The sequence below is a fragment of the Variovorax ureilyticus genome, from assembly GCF_037889935.1.
Taxonomy (GTDB): domain Bacteria; phylum Pseudomonadota; class Gammaproteobacteria; order Burkholderiales; family Burkholderiaceae_C; genus Variovorax; species Variovorax ureilyticus.
On sequence record NZ_JBBKZU010000007.1, the window covers coordinates 262,268 to 276,794 of the forward strand.

Here is a 14,527-nt window from a genome sequence, read left to right on the forward strand (position 1 = left end):
TTCATTACACGATCCCAGGAGACAAACCATGATGTTCCGACGCCAATGGCTGGCCATGTCGGCGCTCGCGCTTTCCGCGTTGGCGCTGGGCAGTGCGCAGGCCGACACCTTTCCGGGCCGGCCGATCAAGATCGTCGTGCCCTTCGCCGCGGGCGGCACCGGCGACGTGCTGATCCGCACGCTGCAGGAGCCGCTGCAGCGACGTCTCGGGCAGCCGATCATCGTGGAGAACCGGCTGGGTGCGAGCGGCTCGATGGGCACGGCGTTCGTCAAGAATTCACAGGCCGATGGCTACACGCTGCTGCAGGTGGGCAACTCGACCGTGACCACGCCGCTGCTGCAGAAGGCGGCCAATTACGACTCGCAGAAGGATCTCGCGCCGGTGGGGCTGATCGCCACCACGCCGATGGTGTTCCTTCTCAATCCCGTCGTGCCGGCCACCAACATCAAGCAGCTCATCGACTACGCCAAGGCCAATCCCGGCAAGCTGGAGTTCTCGTCGGCCGGTCGCGGGTCGCTGGCGCATCTGGCGACGGAATCCTTCAATCAGGCGGCCGGACTGAAGATGGTCTTCGTGCCCTACCAGGGTGCGTCGCAGGCGGTCAATGCGGTGCTCGCGGGCGACGTGAAGGTGGCGCTGACCACGCCGTCGGATGCGATCAATGCCTTTGTCAGCGCGGGCCGCGTGCGCATGCTCGCGGTGTCGAGCGAAAAGCGCAGCCCGCTGCTGCCCGATGTGCCCGCGATCTCCGAGACTCTGCCCAATTTCGCAGTGAACGCCTTCTTCGGCCTGTCGGCACCGGCGGGAACGCCTACCGCAGTGATTGCGAAGCTTAACGACGCGCTGAACAAGTCGATCGCCGAGCCGGCGGTGCAGGAGAAGCTCAAAGTGCTGGGCATGTTCCCGCACCCCGGCGACGCCGCGAGCTTCGGCGACATGATGACGCGCGACCATGCACTGTGGACTGCCGTGATCACCAAGGCAGGCATCGAGGCGGAATGACGATGAGCAACACCCTCGACGACTATTCGCCCGAGCGCATCGCCGATCGCATGCAGATCCAGGACTGCATGTACCGCTGGTGCCGCGCGGTGGACCGGCTGGACTTCAGCGGCATCCGAGATGTCTTTCATCCCGACGCGACCGACATGCATGGCGCCTACGACGGCCCGGTGGATGGGTTGATCGACTGGATTCGAAGCCGCCATGCGGCCATTCCTTTCTCGATGCATGCGGTGAGCAACCTGCTGATCGAGTTCGCCGGCCCCGACCTCGCGTTGGTGGAGACCTACGTTCGCACCACCCAGCGCTACCCCGCCGAGGCGCGCGCTGCGCTGGACCAGCTCGCCGGTGGCAAGGCAGGCGCCGATGGCGGCGGCATGGACCTCATGACCTGCTCGCGCTATGTCGACCGTTTCGAGCGGCGCGAGGACCGTCGCTGGAAGATCGCGCGACGCACTCTGGTAGCCGACTGGAAGCAGTTCGTGCCGGTCCCTGCCGACCAGCCGAACCCGCCGGCCTCGCAGCAGACGGGCCGCCGCAATCAGGACGACTTCATCTTCCAGGAACGCCAGGCATTGGGGATTCGACCATGAACCGCAAGCAATTCCTTCGCTTCAGCCTTGGCGCGGTGGCTGCCGGAGCGGCGTGGCCCGCGCTGGCCGCCTATCCCGACAAGCCGGTCATGTTGATCGTCCCCTATCCGCCGGGCGGCATGGGCAGCACCTTCGGCAACATCGTCAGCGAGGCGCTCACTCCCAAGCTGGGCGAGAACGTCGTGGTCGACTACAAGGCCGGCGCCAACGGCGCGCTCGGTGCCGCCTACGTGGCCAAGGCGCAGCCGGACGGCTACACACTGCTGATGGCGGTCAACAGCACCATGGCCATCAATCCGCATCTGTATTCGAAGCTGCCCTTCGATCCGATCAAGGACTTCGCGCCGGTGTCCATGATCTTCACCAACGCGAACGTGCTGGTGGTCAATGCGTCGAGCCCCGTGCGCTCGGTGAAGGACCTGATCGCCTACGCCAAGGCCAATCCGGGCAAGGTGAACTACGGCTCGGCCGGCAACGGGTCCACGCCGCACCTCTCGGGCGAAATGTTCCGCCAGCTCACAGGTGCGCCTGTGGTGCACGTGCCGTACAAGGGCGCTGGTCCGGCCATCGTGGACCTGCTCGGCGGGCAGATCGACTTCCTGTTCGTCGACACTTCGGTGCTGCCGCAGGTGCGCAGCGGCAGGCTGCGTGCGCTGGCCGTCACCGGCCGCACACGCCTGGGTGCTGCGCCCGAGCTGCGGACGATGGAGGAGGAAGGTGTGAAGGGCTTCGTGGTCGATACGTGGTACAGCATCTGCGCGCCTGCCGGCACGCCGCCCGAAGCGGTGAAGCGCCTGAACACCGAGATCGCGAAGATGCTGGCCGACCCCGCAGTGCGGCAGCGGATGCGCGATGTCGGCGTCGATCCGGCCGAGGACACGAGCGCGGCCTATTTGCAGAACACCATCCAGGTCGACAGCGCGCGCTGGAAGAAGTTCATCCGGTCGACGGACATTCACCTCGACTGAGGCGGCGGGGTCTGTATGGGGACATCCGCACCCTTTGCCACTGAGAACCAGGAGACACCCCCGATGAAGACCGCCCGCCTTTTCGCCGCCGCCGCGATGCTCGCGGCCGCCGCGACCTCGTTCGCGCAGGGCCCCGACGCCTATCCCTCCAAGCCCGTGACGATCATCGTGCCGTTTTCCGCGGGCGGCGCCACCGATCTGTCTGCGCGCATGATCGCGACGCTGCTGTCGAAGCAGCTCGGCCAGCCTTTCGTGGTGGAGAACCGCGCCGGTGCCGGCGGCATGATCGGGATGAATGTCGTCGCGCGCGCCCAGCCGGACGGCTACACGCTGGGCTGGGGCGGCAACAGCCCGATGAGCGTCACACCCCACGTCACGAGGAATCCGCCCTACGACCCGCGCAAGGCCTTCGCGCCAGTGAGCCTGGCAGCGATCTCGTCGTGGACGCTGACCTCCAGGGCCGACCTGCCCGCGAAGGACTTCGGCGATCTGGTGAAGCTGGCGAAGTCTTCGCCGGGCAAGATCAGCATCGCTTCCTCGGGCAATGGGAGCGCCCCGCACCTGCTGGCCGAGATGCTCAAGCAGTCTGCCGGCATCGACCTGCTGCATGTGCCGTACAAGGGCGAGATCGAGGGCGTCAACGCGCAGCTCGGCGGGCAGGTCGATCTCATGTTCACTTCCACATCGGCTGCCACGCCGCAGGTGAAGGCGGGCAAGCTCAAGGGTTACGCGGTGACCACGCCCAAGCGCGAGCCAGCGCTTCCGCAGTTCCCGACGATGGCCGAGATCGGACAGCCTGACCTCACGATCGAGATCTTCTTCGGCCTGGTCGCGCCAGCCGGCACGCCCACGCCAGTGCTGGACAAGCTCGCCGCTGCAATGAAGGTCGCGGTTGCCGACACCAACTACCGCGAATCCATGGAAAAGGCCGGCGTCACCGCCACCAGCAGCACGCCCGAAGAATTCGCGGCCCTCCTGGCCCGACACAACGAGCGCTGGCTCAACGTCATCAAGCGCAACAACATCACCCCCGAATGAGCTTGAGCACCTCCGCCATGGAACCGAACGCCGTTACCTCCGACACCTACGCCTTGCGCGAGCTGACCTTTCCGAAAGTGCTCGCCCGATTCGCGCAACGATCGCGCGACAAGGTGTTCCTGACCGAGACGGCCACCGGCCGCACCTTCACCTACGGGCAGCTCGACGCATGGACCGACCGCGTCGCGCATGCATTGCAAGGCTTCGGGGTGCGGCGCAGCGGGCATACCGGGCTGCTGATGGGCAACTCCGCGGAGCATCTGGCGATGTTCCTCGCCATCGCCAAGATCGGTGCGGTGTCGGTGCCGGTCAACACCGCCGCGCGCGGCGAGCTGCTGCGCTACTACCTCGGGCAGTCCGATTGCGAAACCGTGATCGTCGATGCGTCCCTGGCCTCGCGCCTGCAGGAAGTGCTGTCGGAGCTGCCGCAGGTCAAGCGCGTGATCGTCGTGCGCACAGGAGACGAAGGCCAGGGTGGCGCCGTAGAGATCGAGCCGACGGCTGCGCTCGAGGTCGAAGACTTCCATGCGCTCGTCGAGCGCGCCACGGCCACGCCCTACGCTCCCGCCATCGAGCCGCGCTTCTGCGACCTGGTGCTGATCGCCTACACCTCGGGCACCACGGGCCCATCGAAGGGCAGCATGCTGTCCCAGGCCGCGGCGCTCACCTACGGCACCAGCGCGGCCGAGGCGCAGGGCTATCGCGCCTCGGACATCTTCTATGTGTGCCTGCCGCTCTTCCACAACAACGCACTGCTGGCGGCCACGGGCGCGGCACTGGTGTGCGGTGCCTCGGTGGTGATGTCGCGACGCTTCTCGGTGTCGAGGTTCTGGGATGAGATCCGCGAATCGAAGGCGACGATCACCAACTTTCTCGGCGCGATGTCCAGCTTCCTCTGGAGCCAGCCGCCGTCGGCCGGCGATGCCGACAACTGCCTGCGCCTGGTCAGCATGGCGCCGACGCCGAAGTACGCGGCCGAGTTCGAGGAGCGCTTCGGCCTCAGGGCGATGAACAACTACGGCCTGTCGGACTACGGCATGGCCACGTCCTTCACCCAGTGGGACCCGCGCGACAAGCTCGGTTCCATTGGCCGCCCGCGGCGCGGGGTGCAAGTGCAGATCGTGGACGAGGACGACTTCGAGCTGCCGCCCGGCGAGCCCGGCGAGATGGTGCTGCGCTTCGACGAACCCTGGCGCGGCACCATGGGCTACTACAAGATGCCCGAGGCCACGCTCGCGTCGCGCCGCAACCTATGGTTCCACACCGGCGACCGGGGCATGCGCGACGCCGATGGCTACCTCTACTTCGTGGATCGAAAGAAGGACTGCATCCGCCGCCGCGGCGAGAACATCTCGGCCTTCGAAGTCGAGCAGATCATCGCCACGCATCCCGGTGTGGCCGATGCCGCCGTCTTCCCGGTGGCGACGGCGACCAACGACGAGGAAGTGGCGGCGGTGATCGTCACCAAGCCCGGCGCGAGCCTCGACGAATTGCAGCTCGTCGCGCATTGCCAGCGCAACATGGCCTATTTCATGGTGCCGCGCTACATCCAGTTCCGCGATGCGCTTCCCACCACGATGAGCCAGAAGGTGGAGAAGTTCAAGCTGCGCCAGGAGCTCGAGGCCGGGCTTTCGCAGGCTTGGGATCGCGAGGCGGCCGGGGTGGTGCTGGCGCGGTAGTTCCGGGTGCCACGGCGTTCACCATGTAGCCGCGATGAAGCTTGGTCAGGGCCGAGCTCATCTCGGCCACCGCCTTCTCCGCGTTGCGCGCGCGCAGGTGCTTGAGCAGCCGCTTGCGCGAAGGATGCGTGTAGTCCTGCTGGTCCGTCGGGCCGATCGCCTTCACGAACTGGCGGGTGATCTCCATGATCCCTTCGGTCGTCGCGATCAGGACGGGGTTGTGCGTGGTCCGCGCCAGCATCACGTGGAAGGCCTGGTGGTGGCGGGTGCGTTCTTCGAAATCGCCAGCTTGCTTTGCTCGTGCGGCGGCCGCCACGTTGGCCTCCAGCGCATCGATCTCCTCATCGGTGATGCGCTCGCATGCCACGCGGATCACCGCGGCGCTCACTGCGATGCGTGCTTCCGTGAGGTGCTGCGGCGTGATCGCGCCGAGGAAGTAGAGATCGCGCATGCCCGCCACCACGGCGTTCGAGCTGCCCGGCAGCACGAAAGCGCCGCCGGTCGCGCCGAGGCGCAGCTCGATGAGACCGCTGAGTTCCAGCGCGCGCAGCGCCTCGCGCATGGTGTTGCGACTGACGCCGAAGCGCTTGGCCAACTCGCGCTCCGGCGGGAGCTTGTCGCCCGGACGCAGCTTTCCTTCGGAGATCAGCCGCCGCAACTGGTTGGCCACCTCCTGGAAGATGCGTTGCGGATTGATGGGGACGACGTCGAAGTCGTCGCGGTCGAGGGGGCTGGGCATGGGGCGGATCCTAGCTGCAACGAGCATGTTCGCGGCAAAATGACTTAATGGTTGGACCAATAATATGATGAACGCAATGAAGAACACCATCAGTTCCACGCTGCAGGGGCAGGTGGCCATCGTCACGGGCGCGGCGCGTGGCCTCGGGCGAGGCTACGCACTTCGCCTGGCGCAACTCGGCGCCGACGTGGTGATCGCCGACATCGACCTTTCGTCGGCGCGCGAATTCGGCGAGACGCTCTCTGCAGCGAGCGTGCCTGATGAGATCCGCGCGCTCGGCCGCCGCAGCATCGGTGTGCAGGGCGATCTATGCCGGCACGAGGGTGCGCGCGCCTTGGTCGAGAGAACGATGGCCGAGTTCGGTCGCATCGACATCCTGGTCAACAACGCGGGCGGAGCTTTCACGCCGGTGGAGCGCAGCACGGCCTCGCGGATGCCTGACGAGGACAGCGACACGATGCTGGACGTCAACTACCGCAGTGCGCTCTTCTGCAGCCAGGAGGTACTGCCCACGATGCGTGCGCAGGGCGGTGGCGTGATCGTCAACATCGCCACGCTGGCCGCGCTCGATCCATCGCGCGCCGCGGGGCGTCTCGCGCCTTACGCGGTCGCGAAGGGCGCGGTGCTCACGCTCACGCGCTATCTCGCCTTCGAACTGGGTCCGGAGGGCATCCGCGTCAACTGCATCGCGCCGGGCTCGATGCTCACCGAGCGCATCCGAAAGCAGGCTGCCGAACGCGGCATGCAGAACGAGAAGGAAATCAAGCGCATTCCGCTGCGACGCTTCGGCGAGGTCGAGGACTGCGCGAACGTCCTGGAGTTCCTGGTGACGCCTTTGTCGTCCTACGTGACGGGCCAATGCATCTCGGTATGCGGCGGGCAGGTGCTGACGCCGTCGTGAGACTGAAACTGCGCCGCATCAGGCCATGAACACGCCGCCGTTCACGTCGACGCATGCACCGGTGACATAGGACGCCTCATCGCTCGCAAGGAAGAGCACGGCAGCCGCGACTTCGTCGGTAGTCCCCAGTCGCCCCAATGGAATGGCTCGCGTCGCCGCCGCGATGACCTCCGGACTGGAAAGTGATGACAGCGCGGTCTCGATCCGGCCCGGTGCCACGCAGTTGACGGTGATGCCGTCCGGCGCATAGGTGCCGGCCAGGTGCCGCGTGAGGCCGATCAGCGCCGCCTTGGAGGCGGCATAGCCGACGCCGGCCGGTGCGACGAAGGTGCGTCCGGCGCGCGAGGCGATATTGACGATCCGACCGAAACCCCGCTGACGCATGGCCGGGATCAGCTCCCGGGAGAGCAGGAAGGGCGCAGTGAGATTGACGCCCAGCACGCGCTGCCAGTCGGCAGTGGTCACCTCGGTGGGCGAAACCGGCTGGCCGTCGCGCTTGCTGGAGATGCCGGCGCAGTTGATCAGGATGTCGCAGCCGCCGAACAGCTCCTGCACGCGCGCCGTGACGCGAAGCACCTGTTCTTCATCGCCGACATCGGCCAGCTGCGAATGCACGGGTGCCTGCGGCGTCGACAGCCGGTCCGCGGCGGCGTGAACGGTCTCGCTCACATCGGCCAGCAGCACGCGGTGCCCGAACCCCGCAAAGCCGCGAGCGATGGCCAGGCCGATGCCGGCTGCGCCGCCGGTGACGAGTACGGATCTCTGGATGGGCATGGATGGCGGGCTCCCTCGCAAGACGGTGGATGAAGAGCGCGCGAGTATAAAGACTGTGATAGCATTGGTCCAACCATTTAACATTTAGATGTTTTGAGCATGGACAACCGAACATTGCGCGGTCGCGTCGCCATCGTCGGCATCGGCGAGACGACCTACTACCGCCACGGGCAGTCGCCCGATGCCGAGTTCAAGCTGGCGCTCAAGGCGATCCTCGCCGCCTGCCAGGATGCCGGGATGGATCCGCGCGACATCGATGGCTTTGCTTCGTACAGCAACGATCGCAACGATCCCTCGCGGCTGGCCGCAGCGCTCGGGCTGCGGCAGCTGCGCTCCACCACCATGCAGTGGGGCGGCGGCGGAGGGGGCAACTGCGCGGCGATTGCCAATGGCGCTGCCGCCGTTGCGTCGGGCCTGTCGGATTGCGTGGTCGCCTTTCGTGCGCTGGCGCAGGGGCAGTTCGGTCGCTTCGGGCAGGCGCCTACCGCGCCTACCATTTCCGGCGACATGGCCTGGCAGGCTCCTTACGGCGTGCTGTCGCCCGGCCAGAAGTTCGCGATGAAGGCACGCCGCTTCATGCATGAGCACGGCGTGAAGCAGGAGGCGCTGCGCGCGATTGCCATGGCCTCCTATACGCACGCACAGCGCAATCCGCGTGCGGTGATGCACGGCAAGCCGCTGACCGAGGCCCAGTACGACGATTCGCGCTGGATCGTCGAGCCCTTCCACCTGTTCGACTGTTGCATGGAGAACGACGGTGCGGCCGCAGTGATCATGGTTCCGGCGGAGCGGGCGAAGGACTTCCCCAACAGGCCGGTGTACGTCCTCGGTGCGGCCACCGGATCGGACGAACGCGTGGCCGCGGTGCCGCACAACACGCCGAACTACGCGAGCTCCAGCTTCGCGACCGTGGCGCCCAATCTTTACCGGATGGCCGGCGTCACCCCCAGGGACGTGGGCGTGGTGCAGAGCTACGAGAACTTCACTGGCGGGGTGCTGATGGCACTCGCCGAGCACGGCCTCTTCCATCCGGACGAAGCCAACGATTTCCTGCGACTAGAGAACCTGCTGGCGCCCGACGGCAAGCTGCCGCTCAACACCAGCGGCGGCAATCTCGCCGAGTGCTACATGCACGGCTTCGAGCTCATCCTGGAGGCGGTGCGACAGGTGCGCGGCACCTCGACCGCACAAGCGCCGCGCAACGATGTGGCGCTGGTCATCGGCGGACCCATGGTCACGCCCGTCAGCAACCTGATGCTCGGATCGGAGGCCGTGTTGTGAGCACCGAAACCTACCTGCCGCCCGGCTTGCCGATCCCGGTGCCGGAGTCCGACGGCCTTTCGAAGCCCTACTGGAGCGGCCTGCAGGAAAGCCGCTTGCAGGTGCAGCGTTGTGGTGGCTGCGGTACCTGGCAGTTCGGCCCGGAATGGCTCTGCCACCGGTGCCATCGCTTCGATCCCGAATGGGTCGAGGTCGCGCCGCGCGGCCGCATCTACAGCTGGGAACGTGTCTGGCACCCGGTGCATCCCTGCCTGAAGGGTGCGGGACCGTACCTCGTGGTGCTGGTGGAACTGCCGCAGGCCGGTGGCGTGCGCATGCTGGGCAACCTGCTCGGCGATCCCATGCAGGAAGTGGCGATCGGCGCAGAGGTGGAGGGCGTCTTCGAGCACCATCCGCAGGCCGAGCCGCCGTACACGTTGATGCAGTGGCGCTGCGTGGCCTAGATTCGAGCGGCTTGCCGCTCGGCCTGATCGTCGCGCTTGCGATCGGGCATGCGGCGTTCTCCGGCAACCGCTTCACGATCACGCTGCATGCGGTCGCGCTGCATGCTTCGCCACTCGCGATCGGCACCCTGCTGGGGCTCGTGATGATCGTGCCGATGCTGGCCGCGGTGAAGATCGGGCGCTGGTCCGACCGCATCGGCTATGGGCCCTTCGCGGCCGGCGGCCTCGCGCTACTCCTGGCGGGCGGCCTGCTGGTTGCCGCATGGCCTTCGATGCCTTCGCTCTATGCCGCGAGCGTGCTCACGGGCACGGGCTATATGTCGGCGCACGTCGCGATCAACCTGGCGATCGGACGTGCCAGCGCGCCGGAGCGCCGCACCGATGCTTTCTCCGCGATGGCCGTCGCGTTCTCGCTGTCGGGTCTCACGGGGCCGATGCTCGCCGGCGTGGTCATCGACCACGCCGGACATCGATGGGCCTTCCTGGTCTCGTGCGCCTTTTCGTTCGCGAGCATGGCGCTGTTGCGCCCGGCGGCGCGCCGGTATCGACTGGCGTCGACCGCCGACGGCGCGCAGGCGCGGCCACGACTTGGCGATCTGCTTGCCCACCGGCCGCTGCGGGCCGTGTTCCTCGTCAGCGGCCTGCTCTCGATGGGCTGGGACCTGTTCACCTTCCTCGCGCCTCTGCAGGGTGTGCGGGCCGGACTGAGCGCGACCAGCACGGGCGTGCTGATGGGCGCCTTCGGCGTCGGGACCTTTGCGATCCGTCTGCTGCTGCCGCGCATCTCACGCGGCGCCGGGGAATGGGCCACCATGGGCGGCGCGCTGTTCGTCACGGCGCTGGGCTACCTGGCGTTCCCGCTCCTGAGCGCCTTCGGACCGCTGCTGCTGGCCTCCTTCCTGCTCGGAATGAGTCTTGGCTGTGGTCAGCCCGTGTCGATGTCACTCGTGCACAGCCACTCGCCCGAGGATCGCATCGGAGAGGCGGTCGGCGTGCGCTCCACCATCACCAGCGCGAGCCAGACCTTCCTGCCGATGCTGTTCGGCGCGCTGGGCTCGGCCGTCGGGATGATCACGGTGTTCTGGGCCGTGTCGGTGCTGCTGGCGGCGGGCGGCGCCTTTGCGATCAGGCGACGCTGAGGCGCCGCCGGAGCAGCGCGGCAAAGCCGGCTCCCACGATGGCGAGGGCCGCCGCTGGCACCAGCAGGAGGGCCGCATACGCGTGCAGGTCGACCGTGCCGCCGAAGGCCACGACGCCGAGCGACTGTCCGGCGAACAGGCTGAACGAAAACAGCGAGACCGCACTGCCGCGCGCTTCCGGGGCCATCTGCGTGGCATGGGTCTGCAAGGTGTTGTGATACAGGTAGGTGCCGAATCCGAGCAGCACCGACAGGGGCGCGGCGGCCAACCAGTGCGGCAGCAGCCACAGACCGACGAGCGCCGTGGCCATCAGGAGGCCACCGGCCGCAGCCATCCGGATCTCGCCGAGCGTGCCGACGACACGGCGCGCGCAGATCGCGTACGCGAGTCCTCCCACCGCGTAGAGCGCCGCGACAGCGGACGCAGCGGCGAGACCCAGTCCCTCGCGCGCATGCAGGTAGGTCGGCAGGTAGCTCAGCGCGCCCAGCAGGAAGACGCCTTCGACGAAGACCGCGACGAGCACGACGCGAGCCCACGGCTGCGCGATCACGACGCCGATGCCGCCGCGGCTTGCAGCAGGCGCACGCATCGTCTTCGTTCGCGCCGCATCGCGCCACAGAAGCCCGCCCACGACCCAGTAACCGACGCTCAGCACCCCGAAGGCGCCGCGCCAACCCAGCGCCGTCTCCGCGAACAGCCCACCCAGCAGCTGGCCGATCACCATGCCCGACAACGTGCCGAGCAGCAGGCGCGCCAGCGTGGCCTGGCGCGCCTCGTAGGCGACAGCGTCGCCGATCCAGGCCATCGCGAGCGGCACGATGCCGGCTGCGGCCATGCCCCACAGCGCACGCCAGGCCAGCAGCGTGTCGAACGAGCCTGCCAGCGAGGCTGCTGCCGAAGCAAGACCGCAGCCAGCGAGCGCGAAAGTCATCAAGCGCCGCTTGCCGAAGCGGTCCGCGAGCGGACCCGACAACAGCTGCATCAGTCCATAGGCGACGGCGAAGGCGACGATCAGGCGGCCTGCTTCGCCCGGGCTGCGCTGGAACTCGAGCGCGAAGCGCGGCAAGAGCGAATCGCACACTCGAAGTGCCGCAGCGCTGAAGAAGGCGGCAGCCGCGAGCAGTCGGACCGGTGCGCCCGGCGCGGCGCTCATTGCCAACGCGCGCGCACGTCGGCCAAGGGCGTCGGCTGTTTCGGCGCCGGTCCCTGGATCTGCGAAGGAGTACGCGAGAAGCGCGGCGCGGGTGCGGGCTGGCGCACGCCCTCGACCTCGACGAAGGTGTTGCGCGCGCGGTTGTGCGGATGCGCCTGCGCCCGCGACAGGGGCAGCACGGGGGCGAAGCACACATCGGTGCCCTCCAGTGAGGCCGTCCATTCCGCCTGCGTCTTCTGCCGGAAGATGCGGGCGAACTCATCGTGCAACCGGGGCCACTGCGCACGATCGTTCTGCGCGCGATGCAGCTCGGACGGCACGCCCACGCGCTCGCAGAACTCCGAGAAGAACTGCGGCTCGATGGCGCCCAGGGTGACATGCTCGCCGTCGGCGGTCTCGTACACGCGGTAGTAGGGCGCGCCGCCGTCCAGCAAGTTGCTGCCGCGCGTTTCGCCGAACACGCCGCGCATCTGCTGGCTCACGAAATTGGTCATGAGCGAGGCCGCCCCGTCGGTCATGGCCGCATCCACCACCTGGCCACGGCCGGATAGGTTTGCTTCGCGCAGCGCGGCCAGCACACCGACGATCAGGTAGAGGCTGCCGCCGCCGTAGTCGCCGATCAGGTTCAGCGGCGGCACGGGCGCGCCGTCCTTTGGGCCGATCGCGTGCAAGGCACCACTGATGGCGATGTAGTTGAGGTCGTGCCCGGCAGCCTGCGCGAGCGGCCCTTCCTGGCCCCAGCCCGTCATGCGGCCATAGACGATGCGCGGATTGCGCGCGAGCACGGCGTCGGGGCCGAAGCCGAGGCGCTCCATCACGCCTGGGCGATAGCCTTCGATCAGCACGTCGGCCTTCTCCAGCAACTGGAAGACCTGCTCGCGCGCGGTGGCGTCCTTGAGGTCGGCCAGCACCACGCCGCGTCCGCGGCCGGTGATGTTGTGCGGCTCGCCGAGCTTCTTGCCAGGCCGGTCGATCGTGACGACATCCGCGCCCATGTCGGACAGCAGCATGCATGCAAACGGGCCGGGGCCGATGCCGGCAAATTCGACGACGCGCAGGCCGCGCAAGGGGCCGGAAGGGGATTCGGGCTTCATCCAGTTTTCTCCAGGGTTTCGAAAGTTCAGGCCAGAAGCAGCAAGGCGGCCTCGCGGGCGGACTGCCCGACACGCACGCCCTTGTCGCGGGCGATGCGGTTGGCGGCGCTGATCACGCCGTCGAAATACGTGCTCTGGCCGTCGCCCATGCGTGCGGTGAGCGCACTCACGCTGGCACCGGCGATGCCGTCGGGTTCCACCGCCTCGAGCGCGCTCAGGCCACTGTCGTTCTTGCCGCCGCCGCCGTCGGAGCAGATGAAGGCCCACGGGCGGTAGTCGCGGAAGTAGCCGATGACGCTGCGCCCGGTGTGGCCGGCGGTGCACAGCACATTGCGCTCGCGGTCCTCCGGCAGCGCATAGGCGATGGAATCGGTGCACACGATGCTGCGGCCGCTGTCGGCCGTATGGACCACGAGGCGACGCGCGGGATCGAAGGCTGCGGGCTTGTTCTCGCCCGTCAGCATGCAGCGCGCCGCATCGCGCACCGCCATGCCCGGCACGATGCCCAGCGCCTGCGCCGCGTCGTTCACGCGGCTGACGACGCCGTGGTCGCACAGGTCGGCGCCATTGCCCATCTCGGCGGTCATCACGTCGGCTGCGGCAGCGGGTACGCCCAGCGCCTCGTAGTACCAAAGGCCCGCGATGCCGGCGCCGTCCTTGCCGATGGCGCAGTCCAGCCCGATGACGGCCCGCGGCCGCGCGAGCATCACCATGCGTGCGCACAGCACGCCGCTGTACGAGGCGTTGACGACCACGTCGCCGCCGGTGTCGGGCGCGTGGGCCACGTGGCTCTCGACATAGGTGGCGGAATCGAAGACCAGCACGCGGCCGGCGGGAGTCTGGTGGATCTGGGGAGGGGTGGCCATGGGTGAAGTGTAATGGTCAGTCCATTGCAAGTCCATGGGATTGAGCAGTCCGACCCTTGGTGCCCTTGGGCTATCCTCGGTCAACACAACTATGTCGAGCCCAGTCATGCAACCCATTCCGCAGCTGTCCTTCCAGGAGGTGAAGACGCGCCGCGTCTTCGAGGAGATCTGCGAGCAGATCCGAAAGCGCCTCGCTTCCGGCGTGCTCAAGCCCGGCGACAAGCTGCCGGCCGAACGCGACCTGGCGGTGGAGTTCCAGGTCAGTCGGCCGGCGGTGCGGGAGGCGTTGCGCACGCTCGAGATCTCCGGCGTCGTTTCCCTGCAGAAGGGCGTGAAGGGCGGCGCATTCATCCGCGACGGCAACCCGGCGCTTCTCACCCAGTCGCTGCAGGACCTGATGATCCTCGGCCGCGTGTCGCTGGCTGGCCTGGCCGAGGCGCGGCGGCTGATCAATGGAATGGTGATCGAGCTGGCCTGCGAGCGCGCCACAGAGGAAGACTTTGCCGCCATCGAGCAGAACATGGCGGAGATCGAGAAGAGCGAGGACCTTCTCCAGCGCGCCGACGAAGGCGTGCGCTTCTTCGGCCTGATCGCCCGCGCCACGCGCAACGAGGTGCTCGCGATGCTGGTGGATTCGCTGTCGGACATCATCCGCTACGTGATCGACCGCACCGGCCGCAAGGCGCGACCTGAACTGGTCCCGGTGCGCCGTCGCATCCTCAAGGCCATGCGGGCGCGCGACGCGAAGGCCGCAGCCAAGGGCATGGACGAATACCTGACGATCGTGCAGGAGGGGATGGACGCCGTGCCCACTGCAGAGCCGGCGCCGGCTCCCAGGAAGACACGCTGATTTAGG

At 67.6% G+C, this 14,527-nt stretch carries 15 protein-coding genes; 10 read left to right on the forward strand and 5 right to left on the reverse strand.

The window, feature by feature from the left end:
* Positions 1-28: 28 nt before the first annotated feature.
* The 5 genes from WKW77_RS18095 to WKW77_RS18115 all read left to right on the forward strand — a co-directional run bounded on the left by WKW77_RS18095 (position 29) and on the right by WKW77_RS18115 (position 5,281).
* Entirely contained in the window at positions 29-1,003 is a 975-nt protein-coding gene (locus WKW77_RS18095) for a Bug family tripartite tricarboxylate transporter substrate binding protein (RefSeq protein WP_340358238.1), read from the forward strand.
* Positions 1,004-1,005: 2 nt separating this feature from the next.
* Positions 1,006-1,596 carry a nuclear transport factor 2 family protein gene (locus WKW77_RS18100; protein ID WP_340358239.1) on the forward strand — a complete coding sequence of 197 codons (591 nt, stop codon included), beginning with the start codon at positions 1,006-1,008 and terminating at the stop codon, positions 1,594-1,596.
* Complete coding sequence (locus WKW77_RS18105) at positions 1,593-2,564, forward strand: Bug family tripartite tricarboxylate transporter substrate binding protein (RefSeq protein ID WP_340358240.1); 972 nt, start codon at positions 1,593-1,595, stop codon at positions 2,562-2,564. The genes WKW77_RS18100 and WKW77_RS18105 overlap by 4 nt, the downstream gene beginning before the upstream one ends.
* A gap of 63 nt (positions 2,565-2,627) precedes the next feature.
* Positions 2,628-3,602 (forward strand): Bug family tripartite tricarboxylate transporter substrate binding protein, encoded by a 975-nt coding sequence (locus WKW77_RS18110; RefSeq protein WP_340358241.1) that lies wholly within the window; start codon positions 2,628-2,630, stop codon positions 3,600-3,602.
* Between the two features lie 17 nt (positions 3,603-3,619).
* Positions 3,620-5,281 (forward strand): AMP-binding protein, encoded by a 1,662-nt coding sequence (locus WKW77_RS18115; protein ID WP_340358242.1) that lies wholly within the window; start codon positions 3,620-3,622, stop codon positions 5,279-5,281.
* Here WKW77_RS18115 and WKW77_RS18120 read toward each other — a convergent pair.
* Entirely contained in the window at positions 5,202-6,020 is an 819-nt protein-coding gene (locus WKW77_RS18120; protein WP_340358243.1) for a FadR/GntR family transcriptional regulator, read from the reverse strand. The genes WKW77_RS18115 and WKW77_RS18120 overlap by 80 nt on opposite strands.
* Before the next feature lie 76 nt (positions 6,021-6,096).
* Here WKW77_RS18120 and WKW77_RS18125 point away from each other — a divergent pair, with 76 nt between their 5' ends.
* Positions 6,097-6,921: an SDR family NAD(P)-dependent oxidoreductase gene (locus WKW77_RS18125; protein WP_340358244.1), complete on the forward strand. Its 825-nt coding sequence runs from the start codon at positions 6,097-6,099 to the stop codon at positions 6,919-6,921.
* A gap of 18 nt (positions 6,922-6,939) precedes the next feature.
* Here WKW77_RS18125 and WKW77_RS18130 read toward each other — a convergent pair whose 3' ends face one another.
* The gene (locus WKW77_RS18130) at positions 6,940-7,695 is read right to left on the reverse strand and encodes an SDR family NAD(P)-dependent oxidoreductase (RefSeq protein WP_340358245.1); all 756 of its coding nucleotides are present in this window, start codon (positions 7,693-7,695) and stop codon (positions 6,940-6,942) included.
* Between the two features lie 99 nt (positions 7,696-7,794).
* Here WKW77_RS18130 and WKW77_RS18135 point away from each other — a divergent pair, with 99 nt between their 5' ends.
* The 3 genes from WKW77_RS18135 to WKW77_RS18145 are packed head-to-tail and all read left to right on the forward strand — an operon-like array spanning position 7,795 to position 10,558.
* Positions 7,795-8,976, forward strand: a complete 1,182-nt coding sequence (locus tag WKW77_RS18135; RefSeq protein WP_340358246.1) for a thiolase C-terminal domain-containing protein — start codon at positions 7,795-7,797, stop codon at positions 8,974-8,976.
* Positions 8,973-9,419: a Zn-ribbon domain-containing OB-fold protein gene (locus tag WKW77_RS18140; RefSeq protein WP_340358247.1), complete on the forward strand. Its 447-nt coding sequence runs from the start codon at positions 8,973-8,975 to the stop codon at positions 9,417-9,419. The genes WKW77_RS18135 and WKW77_RS18140 overlap by 4 nt, the downstream gene beginning before the upstream one ends.
* Positions 9,420-9,430: 11 nt before the next feature.
* The gene (locus WKW77_RS18145; RefSeq protein WP_340358248.1) at positions 9,431-10,558 is read left to right on the forward strand and encodes an MFS transporter; all 1,128 of its coding nucleotides are present in this window, start codon (positions 9,431-9,433) and stop codon (positions 10,556-10,558) included.
* Here WKW77_RS18145 and WKW77_RS18150 read toward each other — a convergent pair.
* The 3 genes from WKW77_RS18150 to WKW77_RS18160 are packed head-to-tail and all read right to left on the reverse strand — an operon-like array spanning position 10,545 to position 13,671.
* Positions 10,545-11,717: an MFS transporter gene (locus WKW77_RS18150; protein ID WP_340358249.1), complete on the reverse strand. Its 1,173-nt coding sequence runs from the start codon at positions 11,715-11,717 to the stop codon at positions 10,545-10,547. The genes WKW77_RS18145 and WKW77_RS18150 overlap by 14 nt on opposite strands.
* Positions 11,708-12,805 (reverse strand): CaiB/BaiF CoA transferase family protein, encoded by a 1,098-nt coding sequence (locus WKW77_RS18155; RefSeq protein WP_340358250.1) that lies wholly within the window; start codon positions 12,803-12,805, stop codon positions 11,708-11,710. Before WKW77_RS18155 ends, WKW77_RS18150 begins: the two co-directional genes overlap by 10 nt.
* Positions 12,806-12,831: 26 nt before the next feature.
* The gene (locus WKW77_RS18160; protein ID WP_340358251.1) at positions 12,832-13,671 is read right to left on the reverse strand and encodes a hypothetical protein; all 840 of its coding nucleotides are present in this window, start codon (positions 13,669-13,671) and stop codon (positions 12,832-12,834) included.
* A 106-nt stretch (positions 13,672-13,777) separates the two neighbouring features.
* On the opposite strand from WKW77_RS18160, the gene WKW77_RS18165 reads away from it, so the two are divergent.
* Positions 13,778-14,521 (forward strand): FadR/GntR family transcriptional regulator, encoded by a 744-nt coding sequence (locus WKW77_RS18165; RefSeq protein WP_340358252.1) that lies wholly within the window; start codon positions 13,778-13,780, stop codon positions 14,519-14,521.
* Positions 14,522-14,527: the final 6 nt, after the last annotated feature.